We start from the raw sequence: 15,562 nt of genomic DNA, 5'->3' as shown, positions 1-15,562 counted from the left end.
AAGCACTGACCGTTATTAACGCTCAGTGCTTTTTATTATCTATTTATTGTTGTTAAACTGGCTACAACAATAATTAATCTTTAAATTGCTTATGGCAATCTTTACAGCCTTTAGCCCATGCACCAAAAGCTTTACCAATTACGGCCTTATCGCCTGATTGAGCCGCTACTGCTAACTCATCCGCGTATTGTTGGAATGCAGTTGCTTTTTTCATAAAAGTATCGTTTTCAGACCAAACAGCAGCAAGTGCAGCTGTGTCGCCTTTATCTGTTCCTTCGTAAAACGCTTCCCATGGCATTTTTGAAAGCGCAGCTGCGTTGTTAGCACGCTTTTTAAATTGCTCTGCGTCAAAAGGTACTTTACCTTTTAACATTGCGCCCATGTCACCAATTTGCACTGAGATCATTGAAAATGCTGCTTGGCGGTATTCAATCGCGTCACTTGGCTCTTTAAATGCAGAATTTGCCGATACGCTAAATGCACACGTTGCCAGTGCTATTGTTGCTAATACTTTTTTTAATTTCATGTTTGCCCCTGTTGAAAATTGTAATTCTTAATTCGGTATCTTGTATCTAACATCGTATTTATTCAAGTGAATACGATAGATTTAACTAAAACTTAATCGTTTATATCAATATCTGCAAATATCATCCCGCGACGCATGCTTCTAGTTGCTAAGAATACCTCACCAAGTAACGACATAAATGCACATATGAGTAATGCCATTGCTGCTACAAAGCAACTTGCAATGGTAACGCCTAAGTTTATAGATTGAATATGCGATAAAAATAACAACATAACCACAGCACATACAAGCAATGCGCTTAATACACTTAAACTAAAAGCAATATGTATACATCGAGAACGCTTTAAAAGAGCGCGCAGCTCTGTAGCGAGTGATTTATTAAAGTCCTCGTCAGTACTTACTTTTAATCTGCGTTCTAACTGACGTGCCCTATCGGTAATTCGTGCCAAACGATTAGATAAAACACCTAAAGTAGCAGCAATACCCGTGATTAAGAATACAGGGGCAACGGCCGTTTGAATTACTTTAGCCATGGTTAAAATGTTAATTACTTCGTTATTCATTCATTTCTCAAGAAAAAGTTAGAGTTGTTTACATTAGTTCACAAATATGATTTTTTAACTTTATTGTTTTAAATCAATTTGCTGAGGTGGTGTTTTCTTGTTTTTTGGATTTGATGTCATGTGTTTGTAACCAAGGTGTTGCTTGGGTTGTACCAAAAGTTTTATATTCAGTACAACAATATAATCATTTTGATTAATACAAATACAATAATACATAACCTATCCAAGGGGAACTCATGGCTAAAAATATAATAAAAAAAACTGCTATAGCTACGGCAGTCTCAAGTGCATTTCTTGCTACTTTTGTTAATGCGGCAACTTTACCTAATGCAACGATTGCACCTCAAGCTGCTGAACAGGTGAAAGAGTTAGCATCTGAGCAAAAACAGCCTTCAGCACATATGATTGTTTTACGTGCAGCAACTTCTGTTGATGCTGTGGCTTCTGGCACTTATGAAGCGTCAAGCAGTCGTGAAATGATTGCTAACGTTGAGCTGCTTCAAAACACGATGGCCAACGAGCTTAGTAGCTTAGACTTTGATGCAAAAATAATTGGTAAAACAAAAATATTAGCACCAACATTAATTGTGCAAGCGACACCAGAAGCCTTAGCTAAAATAGCTAAAGATTCACGAGTGGCTAAAGTATTACCGATGTTTGACTACGAATTACATGTAGCTGCAACGTCTGAATATATTAATGCTAAGCCTTTAATTGTTGATGGTATTGTAACTGGTAAAGGTCAGCGTGTGGCTGTTCTAGATACTGGTATTGACTATACCCACAAAGCATTTGGTGGTGAGGGTACTGTAGAAGCATACGAGGCTGCTCAAGCTGATCCTACAACGGTTGATTGGCCACAAGGTATTATACAAGGCGGTTACGATTTTATTCGTGACGATGCTGATCCAATTGAAAATGATGCTGCAAATTCTCCTTCTACAGGTGATGCAACGAATCATGGTACGTCTTCTTCAAACTCAGTAAATGGTATTGCACCAGATGTTGAATTATATGTTTACTCTGTTTGTGGTGGTGGCTGTCCAAGTGCCGCTCAAGCTGCGGCATTAGAAGCTGCAATGGATCCAAATGGCGATGGTGATATTTCAGACCGCGTAGATGTTATGAACATGTCATTAGGTGGCGAGTTTGGCGATACATATACAGGTGGTGGTGCGCAATACCTAATTCAACGTGCTGTTGATTTAGGTGTGAATATGGTTATTTCAGCCGGTAATGATGGTGATCATCCATTCCGTATTGGTGGCCCAAGCACGACACCAAATGCGTTATCAGTAGGCGCAATGACTCATCCTACAACTGAAGTTGGTACTGCTACAGGTACTGTTGCTGGTATTGAAGGTAATATTCAAGCATCAGGCTTTGGCCCGCAAACTGACTTTGTCATTACAGGTGCAGATATCGATTTAGTGTACCCTGACACAAACCAAGATGGTTGTGTTGATTTTGCTGATGATGTTGATTTTACTGGTAAAGCGGTTTTAATTGACCGTGGTGCATGTGCATTTACAGTTAAAGTACTTAGTGCACAGAAGAAAGGTGCTGAATTTGTACTGATTGCAAATAACACAGATGATGGCACTCCTGCACCAATGGGTGGCAGTGATGACAATGTAACTATTAAAAGTGTAGGCATTAATTTTGCTGCAGGTGCTGCTTTAAAAGCTCAATTAGCGGCAGGCGATACGGCAACATTTGATATTGATGTAAAAATTAAAACTACAGCAGGTGCAGTAGCTACGTTCTCTTCTCGTGGCCCTTCGATGGATGGTTTATTAAAACCAGAAATTACTGCTCCTGGTACTAGTATATTAGTTGCAGCAGCAGGCACGCAAGATCAGCTAGCTCCTGTATCTGGAACATCTTTTTCAGGCCCTATTACAGCCGGTGCTGTTGCAATGGTACGTGAAGCTCATCCTGAACGTAATGCATTTGAGATTAAAGCTACAATAATGAATGCAGCTGACTTAAATGTAACAAATGAGCCTTTAGCAAGCAGTCCTGACTCAGAACTGGCTCCAATTAGTATGATTGGTTCAGGCTTGGTTGATGTAACTAAAGCAGTCAACTTACCAGTTGCTGCATGGGTTAATAATACACAGTTTAATACTAAACAAGCGGCTCTTTCATTCGGCCTTGTGTCAATGGCTGGAACAGAGTCTCTAACTAAAACAGTGACTGTTAAGAACTTCTCATCAGATGCTAAAACGTATGCGCTGCGTACTGAAGCTCGCTACCAAAATGATGACGATACAGCTGCAATTAGCTGGGATTTCCCTGAGTCGGTAACAATCCCTGCAGGTCAGTCAATTAACTTTGATGTGACGCTAACTGTTGATCCAACAAAACTACCAGCGTGGGAATTAGAAAACCCATTTAGTGCAGACGACATTGCTGCAAGAAGCGCTGCTCTTACTTCAGTAGAGTTTGATGGTGCATTGGTATTTAATGACGCAAGCACTGATACAGACCACGATTTACACGTTGTATATCATGCAATGCCAAAAGCTGCGACAGAATTAAGCGTTTCGTCTCAAATCATTGATAACGAAATGGCACTTATTGTTGAAAATAGCGGCCAAACAGACATTACTCCTTTTGCAGAAAGCATTGTTGCAACAGGCACAGAGAAAACACGAGAAGAAGCTGAGTTTAATATTTTAGCGACTACTTTCTCTGCATTTGCAGATAGCTCTTGTGACTCTGGTATTTTTGTAACATCGTCTATCCAATTGCGCGACCCATTAACGCATGTATTCCAAGCAGGCTACAGATTAGAAGTTGATACTGATAATGACGGTGTTTATGATCAAGTTATGCAAAACTATAACGACCGCGGTCGTGAAACAGCATTCCCTGGCCGTAGCCGTACAGTAATTGGTGAAACTGATGGCGCTGGTAACGATTCGTTAGCATGGGTTACTCCGCTTTATCACTCAGCCGGTGAAGATACTATTACCTTCTCAACTTGTAGTGAGCTACTAAACGTTGATGGTTCATTACTTGGTGAAAACATGAACTTTAAAGCATCTGTAGGTTACCCTTCATATGTTACAGGTGTATTCACTCAGACAGATAGTATTGAAGGCTCAACTACATTTGGAGCATCTCCAAGTGTAACGCTTACTTCTATGGAAACTGGCGAAGCAGTTACTTCACTTAAACCGGGTGAAAAAGCAATTGTTGAAGCAAGCGGTCCATTTGCATTATCACAAACGTCTGGTTTAGATATTGTTAAAGTGATGAATAGTGCTGAGTTAGAGCTTCCTGCAATCGAGGCTCCAATGCTAGTTGGTGGTGAATTTAGTGTTTCAGAAGATGCTGCTAACGGAACAGTTGTTGGTGCACTAACTATCACTGAGTCTGATCAAGACTTAGATGTGTCAGAGTACTATGTGCAATCAAGTACTCACCAAGGTTTTGGTATTGATGCGGATGGACAAGTGGTTGTAACTAATACTGAATTGTTAACTGGTGATTCATCAGCTGAAATTCAAGTTGTTGCCATTGATGTACGCGGTAATGTATCTGCTCCTGCTGTAGTTACTATAAGTATTACAAAAGTAGTACCACCAGTAGTAGAGACTATAGCACCAGAAAGCAAAAAGAGCTCATCTGGCTCACTTGCATGGTTAACATTACTAGTAGCGCCATTTGCATTTATGCGTCGTCGTAAACAAAAGTAATTTTATAACTTAATTGTTATACAAAGGGAGCTTCGGCTCCCTTTTTACATAGCTTCACAAAGTAAATCACAACACAGGTTATTTTTAGGTATATTTAATTACTTAATAAAAATAAAAACCAACAAGGACTTTGACTGATGAAACGTACTCCATTCGCACTTGCTGCATTATCGCTAGCTATTTTAAGTGGCTGTAATCAAGCCCCTGAAGAAACCAAAAAAAATAATACACAAGTTAAAACGGTTCAAGTAGCCCAAGCTATTGCCCCAGTTGCTAAAAAAGTGCCTCATGAGATGACTATTCATGGTGACACACGTGTAGATAATTACTATTGGTTACGTGATGACGAACGTAAAGCGCCAGAGGTGATTAACTATTTAGAAGCTGAAAATACATACACAGATGCAATGCTTGCACATACCAAAACGCTGCAAAGTGAATTGTTTGAAGAGCTAAAAGGGCGTATCCAAAAAGACGATGATTCAGTCCCAGTTAAAAACGGTGATTATTTTTACTCAACGCAAACACGTGGCGATAACGAGTACACTACTTACTTACGCAGCAGCGATTTTACAGGTACCGATCAGCAAGTTATTTTAGATGTAAATGAGCTTGCGAAAGGCCATGATTATTATGCAGTAAGTGGCTTAAATGTAAGCCCGAATGGCAATTTAATGGCTTATGGCGAAGATACTGTTAGCCGTCGTATTTATAGTATAAAAATAAAAGATTTAACTACCGGTAAATTACTCGAAGATACACTTGAGGGCACCAACGGCGGTATAGTTTGGGCAAACGATAATAAAACTGTTTATTATATTAAAAAAGATTTACAAACTTTATTAGGTTATCAAGTTTATCGTCATACATTAGGTACACCACAAGCTGATGATGAGCTAATTTACGAAGAAACTGATACCAGTTACTACATGGGTATGAGTAAAAGCAAAGATGAGTCAGAAATTTATATTTGGCACAGCAGCACAGCAGCATCAGGCGTATCGGTACTAAGTGCTGATGATGCTAAGGCAATGCCTAAACGCTTAATTGAGCGTGAAGCAGGGCTTGAATATGAAATATCTAAACTAGGGAATACTTACTACATTGTAACTAACTTAGATGCTGTAAACTTTCAGCTGATGAAAGTGGATATTGATAAAGCAGGTGACAAAGCAAATTGGCAAAGTGTGATCCCAGCGCGCGATGATATTAAGCTCGAAGGCATTGATTTATTTAATGACTACTTAGTTTACCAAGAGCGTGAAATGGGCCAATCAAAGTTGATTGCGCGTGATTTAAAAACAGGTAAAGAGTTACCACTGAGCTTTAACGATAGCGCTTATACAATTGGTACTTATGGCAATAACGATATAGATAGCAGCACGTTACGTGTTTATTACACCAGTATGACTACACCAAGCTCATCGTACGATGTAGATTTAGCGACTGGCGATAAAAAACTACTTAAACAGCAAGCTGTATTAGGTGATTTTGATGCTGATAATTACGCCTCAGAGCGTATTTTTGTAACAGCACGTGATGGCATAAAAGTACCAGTAAGCTTAGTTTACCGTAAAGATGCGTTTAAAAAAGATGGTACTAACCCACTACTGCAATATGGTTACGGCTCTTATGGCGCAACCATGGACCCTACTTTTTCAAGCACGCGTTTGAGTTTACTTGACCGTGGCTTTGTATTTGCAATTGCCCATGTACGTGGCTCGCAAATGCTAGGTCGTCCTTGGTACGAAGACGGCAAGCTACTCACTAAAAAGAATACGTTTAATGACTTTGTTGATGTAACTAAAGCATTGGTTTCTCAAAAGTATGGCGCAAAAGATGAAATATTTGCGTTAGGTGGCAGTGCTGGTGGCTTATTAATGGGCGCAGTAGCAAACCAAGCGCCTGAACTTTATAAAGGCATGGTTGCAGCGGTACCGTTTGTAGATGTAGTAACCACGATGCTTGATGCGAGTATTCCGCTTACAACAAATGAATACGGCGAGTGGGGTAATCCGAACGAAAAAGCGTACTACGATTACATGCTGTCTTACTCGCCATACGACCAAGTATCTAAGCAAGCATATCCTAATATGCTAGTGACGACTGGCTTGCACGATTCACAAGTTCAATACTTTGAGCCTGCAAAATGGGTTGCTAAGCTGCGTGACTATAAAACTGATGACAATAAGTTATTGTTTAAAATAGATATGGAAGCAGGGCACGGTGGTGCATCAGGTCGCTTTAAGCGCTTAGAAGATACCGCGCTAAACTATGCATTTATGCTTGATTTAGCGGGTATTAAAAAGTAATTAATCTTTATATTTAAATAGATTTAACTCAATAAGGTGCTTTTTAAGAAAGCACCTTTTTTTGTGGCAAATTAAAGCTAAACATAGTGCCTTTACCAATTTCACTTTGTACGTAAATTTCGCTATCCATCAGTTTTAATAAACCTCTGCAAATGGCCAATCCTAAACCACCTTGCTGGCGCCCTTCTTTATTAGAATTACTTGCTTGGTAGTGCGGGTCAAAAATAGCATTCAGCTCATCTTCTTTTATACCTACGCCTGTGTCTGATACATGCACAAATAGTTGATTATCGTCACTGCGTTTTACATGTACTGCAATACTGCCGCCGCGAGGGGTGTGCCTAATTGCATTGTCAATTAAGTTACTTAACACGCGCTCTAATTTAGCTATATCGGCAACCACAGGAAAGTCACAAATCGCAGGTTCTACCGACAAGCTAATGCCTTTTTTATCAACGGCTAAACTAAATTTTGCCATGCAATCGTAAATGAGTTCACCTAAATTAAAGGTTTCTTTATTTATACTTATTTCGCCATTTTCTAAGTGAGCAAGTTCAAATATTTGCTCTATGAGTAGCTTTAATTGCCCACAATTATTAAGCGATACCTGTAAGTATTCTTGTTGTTCTTTTTGACTTAATTGCTCACCTGATTGATTTAAAACTTCTAAAAACCCCTGCAGTGAAGCAAGTGGTGTACGTAGGTCGTGCGATAAGTGAGTCAGTAACTCTTTGCGTTGTTTATCGCCTTGCTCAAGTGCTTTAAACTGCTCGTTAATACGGGTAAGCATGGCTTGAATACTTCGCCCTAAACTATGCACTTCGTTACTTTTTTGCGTTGAATAGTTACTTAGCTTGGTGTCGGTAAGGCTGTAATTAGCGGCTTCAATATTGCTAACATCACGTGCTAAGCGCTGTATTGGGTTGGTAAAAAAGCGTAGCAAAATTAGCATCGCAATAAATAAAAAAGCGAGTGCAGAGCCAAGCCATAAAGCGGCCAGCCATAACTTATCATTATTTTTTACAGTGCTTAGTGAGGTATCGTAAGCCTCACCACCAATAATTACATATAAATAGCCTTGTAGCTTATCTTGATTAAATACTGGCGCGGCTGAAAATATTTTTTGTTGTTCTTTATTACGAGGATTATCACCATAAATAGGTGCAGCGCTTGGGTCGTTAATCAGCCTTTTTAAAGGCGTTAAACTAATGTGCGTGCGTTTAACTTTACCCGGCTTTGCTGAGTAAGTAAGAATTTTTCCGGTTTCGTCTACAAAATAAAATTCAAACGCAGGACCTAATAACATCAAGGTATGAAAGAGGTTCTCAAGCGCTTTATAGTCGTAAACACCTTCTTTTATTAGTGGATTATCTTGTACTAAATGCTCGGCAAGCGCCAAATGTAAATTTTGCTCAGCATGATGTTTTGAGGTGAGTTCCAGTTGCTTGCTCCAGCCGTAAACTAGGGCGCAAATAAAGCAAAAAATCACGACTAGCGATATAGCTAATTTTTGATACAAAGATAATTTCATAATAGGTGTCTTAATTGAGTTGGCTAGGGTTTAGTTTGTAACCAACACCCCAAACTGTTTCGATGATAGGCGCTTGTTGGTGTTCTTCTAGCTTGGCACGTAAGCGGTTTATATGTGAATTAACCGTGTGCTCGTAACCACTGTGTTGGTAACCCCATACTTTATCGAGTAACTGCTGGCGACTAAAAACATGATTAGGATGGCGTGCAAAGTAAACGAGTAAATCAAATTCGGTGGCGGTAAGGTTAAGGGCTTGTTTACCTAAATACACTTGGTGCGAACTAAATTCTATGTTGAGTGAGCCTACATTTAGTGTTTGTTCGCTATCAGCGGGAGAGTTGTCGTTGTTTTGGCCTGCGAGTAGTTGTGCTCTGTGGCGTAATTGGGTTTTTACTCTGGCTTGTAATTCGCGTGCAAAAAAGGGTTTACAAATATAATCATCGGCGCCCATTTCAAGGCCAATAACTCTGTCCATATCGCTACTCAGCGCGGTGAGTAAAATAACGGAGGTAGTAGGGTAATGCTCTTTTATTTTTCGGCATAAGCTCAAACCATCCATTTGTGGTAAGTTTATATCGAGTAAAATAAGTCCGTAGGGATGCTTAGCTATTTTTTTTAAGGCTAGTTCTGCGCTCACAACATGATCAACATGTAAGTTAAGCGACGTTAGCTGCGTGGTAATTAACTTACCTATTTCTCTGTCATCTTCTACTACTAATATTTTTTCGTGACGCATGTATTACCTCGTAAAAAGGGGGGCATCCGTGCTCCCTTACTTCCCCATTACAAGCTGGAACGTTACTGCGTGCGCGTAATTACTATTTTCGATACTGGGTTATCAAACTTATGTTCAACACCAAGTGCTGATGTAGATAATCCATCTTGATTTGAAACAATGCCTGGATGCATCGTTATTATATCGGCTGTATCGTCACGTATTTCGTTAAACCCTTCGCCGCTAGCGGCAGGACCTGGCACAGTTTCAGCTGTTTCTGTATTTGCTTCCGTACCCGCATCATAAGCAGTCGTAGTGCGTGATAACGAACCGCCAACTTCTAATGTTGATACATCTAAAGAACTAAGACCGGTAAAAGCATCATTTGTATTCCCAAGCATGGCAGCAAATGACAAATTAAGCGTTTCTTGCTCTTCAACAGTAATGATCACTGTGGTGGTTTCACCAGGGCCAATAGCGCCTTCAGCTGAAATTGCAGCAAGTGCACTTTCGTAGCTGAGGTATTCTTCATTTGCACCGCTTTCTGCAAGCATTTCTAAGCCCACAGAAGCTGTTGTACCGAATGACCAAGGTGCTTCATCTTCAAAAGCAATGACAGAGAGTGGTGACAAAGGCTGTCCTGCAGTTAAGTTACTAAAAGTAATAGTAAACTCACTGATCACAGGTTCTACAACAATTGGCTCAACAACGACCGGCTCTTCAACAACTGGGTCGTTATCATTATCGCTACACGCTGCAAGTGTGGTTGCAAGTGCAAGCACTAGTAGACTTTTTTTAAGGTTGTTAGCAGATGACATAATCATGCTCCTACTTAACTGTAACGGTTAATTGCGCTACTGGGTTTAACCATCTGTGTACTGTATTACTTAAATCGCTATTACCCGCTTCTAAATCGTCATCACCTAAGCTACCCGGGTGAATATGAATGTTAGTATTTGTATCACCACTTAATACACCTGTACCGCCAGTGCCAGCGTCGCCACCTGGAGCCGCAGGAATACCCGGAGTACCTGGTGCGCCAGAGCCTTCAACTACAAGCTCATTGTTTTGTTCTGTGCCTGCATCGTAAGCATTTAAATTAATTGTGTAAGTACCCGCTTCTGTTGGGATTTTCCAGCTGTTTAAGCCTACAAAGCCATCATTAGTTGGTAGCATCATTGCAGTTAAAGATAGGTACTCGTTACCGTCGGTAGTGGTAAGTGTTGCCGTTGTAGATGCGGCTGGTGCAAGTAAACCTTCAGCTGGATTTGCAGCCATATCACTGCCCGCTGCAGTTGCTTGTGCAACTAGCTCTGCAATATTGCCGCCTTCAGCCATTGTTTGTAGTGCTGTAGATGCCTCTGTTGCTACTTCAAACAGTGTGTCTTCGCTGTTGTGTGCTGTAATTAACAGTGGAGTAAAGTGAATACCTTTGGTTAGGTTAGTTACTTTTAGGTCTAATTCTGCGGCCATAGTCGATTGGCTAGCTGCCGCTAAAAGAATTGCGATTGTTAATGTAGAAGTTTTCATTATTATTTCCTGTAAGTGATGATTCGAGTTAAGTATTGAATAATCGTCTCCAGAAACTCTCACAAACTTATCACTTTTTTATCACAAGATTTCACGCTGTGATTTTTAAACATAAATACGTTGGTTGATTTGTAGACATTTGTTTAGTTAAGAGGCAACATGCATAAAACAAAAAGGAGAGTGTTATGGAAGAAAATCAACAGGTTGAACCAGTTAATAAAGATGACCGTACGTGGGCTATGTTATGCCATTTAAGTGCGCTTGCTGGGTTTGTGGTGCCGTTTGGCTCAATAATTGGGCCATTAATTGTGTGGTTAATTAAAAGAGATGAAATGCCAGTTGTTGACGTGCACGGTAAAAAGGCGCTTAACTTTCAAATAACGATGGCAATTGCATATGTAGTTTGTTTTGTACTGATGTTTGTAGCAATCGGCTTAATATTACTACCTATAGTGGCAATTTTTGGGTTTGTAATGGTTGTAATGGCAAGTATTAAAGCTAATGAAGGTAAAGAGTTTAATTACCCGTTTAGTTTAAATTTGATAAAATAAACATACAGTTTATTTTTATACCAATTGCATTAAATTAGTGATCTATTATAGCGATAAGAAAATAGCTCAATAACAAGGCTAAAATTATGATACATAGTTGTTCTATATAAATAATTTTTAACGTAGTTAGTGAGTTATTTAATACGCTAGAATGATCATGTTTTTAATAAAATTGGTATTATAAACCCAGCTATAGGCTGGGTTTTTACGTTTAGCCATAAGGGCATTATGCTTTATCTCACGTTATTTATTAGCGCATTTATATCTGCGACATTACTGCCTAGCTCTTCTGAGGTGATAATGGTGGGAATGATTACTCAAGATAAAGTTAATTTATGGCTTATGTGGTGCGTAGCAACACTTGGAAATGTGTTAGGGAGCTGTGTTAATTACTGGTTAGGCACGCAGGTACTGCGTTTTAAAGATAAAAAATGGTTTCCTGTATCGCAAAAAGGGCTTGATAGCGCACAAAAGCAATTTAATAAATATGGAGTGTATAGTTTGTTATTTGCTTGGTTACCGGTTGTGGGGGACCCATTAACGGTGATTGGAGGCATATTTAAAGTACGATTTAGTACCTTTTTACTGTTTGTAACACTAGGCAAAGGCGCTCGCTATTTAGCGGTTATCGCCCTTGCCGTAGGATTCGAAAAGCTTTTTTAAATAAGTTTTTAAGTGCTTATTTAGCCCAATCAAGCGTTAACGACACTGAGTCGGCAAAACGCAGTGCATGTGGTTTATCAACACGTGCTTTAGCGTAATGAACGCTTGGGTGCGCGTGACAAACGGCAAGAATTTCAGCAACTAATTTTTCGAGCAGTAAAAAGTGCCCTTGCTCTACTAAGCTAATAACTTCTTTGGTGATCACTTTATAATTAAGTGCTTGGTCAACTTCATCCGTTTTACACGCATCATCAGCAGGGTAGTGAATCTCTAGATTGATCACTACATCTTGCTTTTTTTCACGCTCATCGGGGTTAAAGCCAATAAACGTACGCAGGCGTAAATTAGTAACGTTAATAATTGCATTAGCCATAGGGTTAACCTTTTATAAGCTGCAAAAATTCGTTACGTGTTTTAGGATCGCTTCTAAAGTTACCTAACATTACTGATGTACGCATGCTTGAATTTTGCTTTTCTACACCACGCATCATCATACACATGTGTTTTGCCTCAACAATAACGCCTACGCCCTTAGCGCCAGTAACTTCTTCAACTGCTTTAGCGATTTGATGCGTTAGTTGTTCTTGAATTTGAAAACGGCGTGAAAACATATCAACAATACGGGCAAATTTAGACAAGCCTAATACTTTACCGTTTGGTATATAAGCAATATGGCAACGGCCAATAAAAGGCAGTAAATGATGCTCACACATAGAGTAGAGCTCTATGTCTTGTACTAACACCATGTCGTCAGCGTCAGATGTAAATACCGCTTTATTAGTTATTTCATCAAGCGTTTGACGATACCCTTGCGTTAAATATTCCATTGCTTTTGCAGCACGTTTTGGCGTATCAAGTAAGCCTTCGCGGTTAGCATCTTCGCCTACAGCGGTGATGATTTTTTCATAACTTTCTTTTAATTCATTGTGCATAAATATCTCAGTTTATTTATATTTACTTTAAATGACGACCGCCATCAATAGGCAAAGAGCGCCCTGTGATGTAGTGGCTTTGTAATAGTAAATCAATGCTATTGATAATTTCTTGGCATCCGGGTTCAATGCCCATTAATGATTTTTTAAGGGTCTTAGCTCGATATTGCTCATCGTCATGTTCATTAAAAATAATGAGCGATGGAGCAACCGAGTTCACTTTTATATTTGGCGCATATTTAGCGCTAAACGATTTGGTTAGGTTGTCGAGTGCTGCTTTACTTGCTGCATAAGCTAAGTGTTTAGGGCTGCCTGTTTCAACTACATAATCAGTAAGATGTATTATATCGGCAGGTACTTTTTCATTTTGCTGATAGTTTAAAAGCAGCTCTGCGCACATTAAATTAATTAAATACGGTGTTTTGGCATGTATACGCATCATATTATCAAACAGTGCTGCAAAGTCAGGGTTGTTAGCTTCGCAGTCCCAGCTTGATGCGTTATGAACAATAGCGCGCAGCGATGTTGTATGCTCTTTAAGCGTATTTATAAATGCACTAATACCTTCATCGGTACTAAAATCGGCATAAATACATACAGCGCCTTGTTGCTCTAATTTATCAACAGCGGCGTGACGAGTACGATACGTGATAATAATACTCTGCCCTTGGGCTATATAATGCTGAGCGAGTGCTAAACCAATACGTTGGCCTGCGCCGGTAATTAAAATGGGCGATGTCATATAAGGCAGTGTTCTCTTTGGCGGGTAGTTATACCAATATAATTAAAAATATCATCGTTCTATCGCTATTTCATAGGGCTATAATAGCTCACTAATTTAATGCAATTGGTATTATAAAATTCAAAGCGTTAATTTATTAAAATATACGCAGCTTCTTAATCTGTCGATCAAAAAAGCAATTAATCCTCAAAGGCATTAATTGCTTTATTTTAGCTACTAAATATTAATCGTAAATTGTCGGAATTGGTTGACGCTTATGTTGTGTACGCGTGTAAATGCTTACAAGCTTTTGTTCAACATCATTAGACACAGGTTTACCTTCTAAAAAGTCATCAATTTGCTCATAGCTCAAACCAAGTGCTTCTTCGTCTGTTAAACCTGGGCGGTCACTTTCTAAATCAGCTGTAGGTGCTTTATCTACCAATAAAGCTGGCGCACCTAGTGCAGTAGCAAGTGCACGAACTTGGCGTTTTGATAAACCAAACAGAGGGGCTAAATCGCACGCGCCGTCACCAAATTTAGTATAAAAACCAGTAATGTTTTCAGCACTATGATCGGTACCCACTACTAAGCCTTGGCAAAAACCTGCAATTTCGTACTGAGCAACCATACGTTGGCGTGCTTTAACATTACCTTTAATAAAATCTATCTGAGCTTGCTCAGGCAGTGCTTCACCACAGCCAACTACGGCAGCTATCGCTTGCTCATGCAATGCATCAGCCGCAGGTTGTACGTTTACGGTCATACGTTTACTTGGCTGAATAAAATCAACCGCCATTTGTGCTTCATCTTCGTCAGCTTGTACACCATAAGGTAGGCGCACTGCAATAAACTGATACTTGTCAGTATCGTGTTCTTTATTTAGCTCGTTTACAGCAAGTTGACATAAGCGGCCGCAGGTTGATGAGTCAACACCACCGCTAATACCCAGTACTAACGAGCGTGAATGAGCTGCTACCAAACGTGTTTTAATAAAATTAACTCGGCGAGTTATCTCAGCATTTACATCAATCGTTGGCTGAACCTTCATTTCAGCCATAATTTCGGCGCGCATTGCCAGCTCCTTATAAAATTTAATATGTGATACGCAATAAATTTATTATGTGATTTAGTTTTAGTTAATTAAAGTTTTAAATGAGCTTTTATTTGGCGAAGCTCTGCTTTTAATTTTTCTACTTCTTCAAGTAAATCGCTTAATTCTTTGTCTTTAATTACTTCGCTTGGTAGAGCAACAAAGGCATCGGCGGGATTATTTTGTTGTTCGCCAAATAAATGAATATATCGGCTGTCACGTTTACCAGCTTCACGCTCTAGCTTTGTGACGTACTCGCTTTCAATCAGTTTATTGAGCGCTGCCTCTACTTCATTTACGTTATTAAAATCAGCAAGCCTAGCACTGCGGGTTCTTAATTCACCAGGGGTTTGAGCACCACGCAAAAGTAATAAACAAACAATGGCACGCTGCTGAGCAGAAAATTGCAGATTACTAAATTCAGTGTTGCAAAAGCGGTGGTCGTATTTATTTACACGACCCGAAAGACCTTCATCTATTGTGACCAAACGCATTTCTATTAGTTCATCAAGTGCGTTTTGCACGTCTTCATCTGTAAGACTTAACACAGGATCGCGATTAGACTTTTGGTTACATGCGTTCACGAGAGCGTTTAACGATAGCGGATAATGCTCTGGCGTCGTGCTTTGTTTTTCTAATAGGCAACCAAGAATACGTTGTTGATTTGTTGATAACTGCATAAATAATCTCAAATTAGTAAGCGTATTTTATTAGCTTA

At 39.5% G+C, this 15,562-nt stretch carries 15 protein-coding genes; 4 read left to right on the top strand and 11 right to left on the bottom strand.

The annotated features are described in order from the left end of the window. Positions 1-73: 73 nt before the first annotated feature. Both QT16_RS05615 and QT16_RS05610 read right to left on the bottom strand, forming a co-directional pair. The gene (locus QT16_RS05615) at positions 74-526 is read right to left on the bottom strand and encodes a c-type cytochrome (RefSeq protein ID WP_024595584.1); all 453 of its coding nucleotides are present in this window, start codon (positions 524-526) and stop codon (positions 74-76) included. Positions 527-618: 92 nt separating this feature from the next. Beyond that, positions 619-1,089, bottom strand: coding sequence for a DUF2721 domain-containing protein (locus QT16_RS05610; protein ID WP_002960170.1), 471 nt, complete (start codon positions 1,087-1,089; stop codon positions 619-621). Positions 1,090-1,325: 236 nt separating this feature from the next. Here QT16_RS05610 and QT16_RS05605 point away from each other — a divergent pair, with 236 nt between their 5' ends. Both QT16_RS05605 and QT16_RS05600 read left to right on the top strand, forming a co-directional pair. Continuing rightward, on the top strand, positions 1,326-4,796 hold the full coding sequence (locus tag QT16_RS05605) for a S8 family serine peptidase (RefSeq protein ID WP_039486930.1): 3,471 nt from the start codon (positions 1,326-1,328) through the stop codon (positions 4,794-4,796). 137 nt (positions 4,797-4,933) lie between these two features. After that, on the top strand, positions 4,934-7,108 hold the full coding sequence (locus tag QT16_RS05600) for a S9 family peptidase (RefSeq protein ID WP_039486928.1): 2,175 nt from the start codon (positions 4,934-4,936) through the stop codon (positions 7,106-7,108). A 43-nt stretch (positions 7,109-7,151) separates the two neighbouring features. Here QT16_RS05600 and QT16_RS05595 read toward each other — a convergent pair whose 3' ends face one another. From QT16_RS05595 to QT16_RS05580, 4 genes are all read right to left on the bottom strand, one after another. Then, the gene (locus QT16_RS05595) at positions 7,152-8,639 is read right to left on the bottom strand and encodes a sensor histidine kinase (RefSeq protein ID WP_033021861.1); all 1,488 of its coding nucleotides are present in this window, start codon (positions 8,637-8,639) and stop codon (positions 7,152-7,154) included. A 10-nt stretch (positions 8,640-8,649) separates the two neighbouring features. After that, positions 8,650-9,375, bottom strand: a complete 726-nt coding sequence (locus tag QT16_RS05590) for a response regulator transcription factor (RefSeq protein WP_002962333.1) — start codon at positions 9,373-9,375, stop codon at positions 8,650-8,652. Positions 9,376-9,437: 62 nt separating this feature from the next. Next, positions 9,438-10,172 carry a spondin domain-containing protein gene (locus QT16_RS05585; protein ID WP_039486924.1) on the bottom strand — a complete coding sequence of 245 codons (735 nt, stop codon included), beginning with the start codon at positions 10,170-10,172 and terminating at the stop codon, positions 9,438-9,440. A 10-nt stretch (positions 10,173-10,182) separates the two neighbouring features. Continuing rightward, positions 10,183-10,884, bottom strand: coding sequence for a spondin domain-containing protein (locus QT16_RS05580; protein ID WP_002962336.1), 702 nt, complete (start codon positions 10,882-10,884; stop codon positions 10,183-10,185). Between the two features lie 185 nt (positions 10,885-11,069). Between QT16_RS05580 and QT16_RS05575 the strand changes: the two genes are divergently transcribed. Further along, on the top strand, positions 11,070-11,435 hold the full coding sequence (locus QT16_RS05575) for a DUF4870 domain-containing protein (RefSeq protein ID WP_039486921.1): 366 nt from the start codon (positions 11,070-11,072) through the stop codon (positions 11,433-11,435). 228 nt (positions 11,436-11,663) lie between these two features. Beyond that, positions 11,664-12,098, top strand: coding sequence for a YqaA family protein (locus tag QT16_RS05570; protein WP_039486918.1), 435 nt, complete (start codon positions 11,664-11,666; stop codon positions 12,096-12,098). A gap of 16 nt (positions 12,099-12,114) precedes the next feature. Here QT16_RS05570 and folX read toward each other — a convergent pair whose 3' ends face one another. From folX to QT16_RS05545, 5 genes are all read right to left on the bottom strand, one after another. Beyond that, positions 12,115-12,471 carry a dihydroneopterin triphosphate 2'-epimerase gene (gene folX, locus QT16_RS05565; RefSeq protein ID WP_002962340.1) on the bottom strand — a complete coding sequence of 119 codons (357 nt, stop codon included), beginning with the start codon at positions 12,469-12,471 and terminating at the stop codon, positions 12,115-12,117. Between the two features lie 4 nt (positions 12,472-12,475). Further along, positions 12,476-13,030 (bottom strand): GTP cyclohydrolase I FolE, encoded by a 555-nt coding sequence (gene folE / locus QT16_RS05560; RefSeq protein WP_002962341.1) that lies wholly within the window; start codon positions 13,028-13,030, stop codon positions 12,476-12,478. A 22-nt stretch (positions 13,031-13,052) separates the two neighbouring features. Continuing rightward, positions 13,053-13,772, bottom strand: a complete 720-nt coding sequence (gene folM, locus QT16_RS05555) for a dihydromonapterin reductase (RefSeq protein WP_039486916.1) — start codon at positions 13,770-13,772, stop codon at positions 13,053-13,055. Positions 13,773-13,995: 223 nt separating this feature from the next. Further along, a complete protein-coding gene (gene nadE / locus QT16_RS05550; RefSeq protein ID WP_024589633.1) occupies positions 13,996-14,826 on the bottom strand; it encodes an NAD(+) synthase in 831 nt (276 codons plus the stop codon). A gap of 68 nt (positions 14,827-14,894) precedes the next feature. Continuing rightward, entirely contained in the window at positions 14,895-15,524 is a 630-nt protein-coding gene (locus QT16_RS05545; RefSeq protein ID WP_002962344.1) for a YceH family protein, read from the bottom strand. Between the last annotated feature and the right edge of the window lie 38 nt (positions 15,525-15,562).

The sequence above is a fragment of the Pseudoalteromonas distincta genome, from assembly GCF_000814675.1.
GTDB classification, from domain to species: Bacteria; Pseudomonadota; Gammaproteobacteria; order Enterobacterales; family Alteromonadaceae; genus Pseudoalteromonas; species Pseudoalteromonas distincta.
The sequence above is the reverse complement of the archived record's forward strand: the minus strand, read 5'-3'. Positions and strand labels throughout refer to the sequence as shown.

Coding starts and splice junctions, on each gene's coding strand:
- QT16_RS05600 (WP_039486928.1), top strand. CDS start 4,934: ATGAAACGTACTCCATTCGCACTTGCTGCATTATCGCTAGCTATTTTA.
- QT16_RS05570 (WP_039486918.1), top strand. CDS start 11,664: ATGCTTTATCTCACGTTATTTATTAGCGCATTTATATCTGCGACATTA.
- QT16_RS05545 (WP_002962344.1), bottom strand. CDS start 15,524: ATGCAGTTATCAACAAATCAACAACGTATTCTTGGTTGCCTATTAGAA.
- QT16_RS05610 (WP_002960170.1), bottom strand. CDS start 1,089: ATGAATAACGAAGTAATTAACATTTTAACCATGGCTAAAGTAATTCAA.
- QT16_RS05580 (WP_002962336.1), bottom strand. CDS start 10,884: ATGAAAACTTCTACATTAACAATCGCAATTCTTTTAGCGGCAGCTAGC.
- folM (WP_039486916.1), bottom strand. CDS start 13,772: ATGACATCGCCCATTTTAATTACCGGCGCAGGCCAACGTATTGGTTTA.
- QT16_RS05590 (WP_002962333.1), bottom strand. CDS start 9,375: ATGCGTCACGAAAAAATATTAGTAGTAGAAGATGACAGAGAAATAGGT.
- folX (WP_002962340.1), bottom strand. CDS start 12,471: ATGGCTAATGCAATTATTAACGTTACTAATTTACGCCTGCGTACGTTT.
- QT16_RS05615 (WP_024595584.1), bottom strand. CDS start 526: ATGAAATTAAAAAAAGTATTAGCAACAATAGCACTGGCAACGTGTGCA.
- QT16_RS05575 (WP_039486921.1), top strand. CDS start 11,070: ATGGAAGAAAATCAACAGGTTGAACCAGTTAATAAAGATGACCGTACG.
- QT16_RS05605 (WP_039486930.1), top strand. CDS start 1,326: ATGGCTAAAAATATAATAAAAAAAACTGCTATAGCTACGGCAGTCTCA.
- nadE (WP_024589633.1), bottom strand. CDS start 14,826: ATGCGCGCCGAAATTATGGCTGAAATGAAGGTTCAGCCAACGATTGAT.
- QT16_RS05585 (WP_039486924.1), bottom strand. CDS start 10,172: ATGTCATCTGCTAACAACCTTAAAAAAAGTCTACTAGTGCTTGCACTT.
- QT16_RS05595 (WP_033021861.1), bottom strand. CDS start 8,639: ATGAAATTATCTTTGTATCAAAAATTAGCTATATCGCTAGTCGTGATT.
- folE (WP_002962341.1), bottom strand. CDS start 13,030: ATGCACAATGAATTAAAAGAAAGTTATGAAAAAATCATCACCGCTGTA.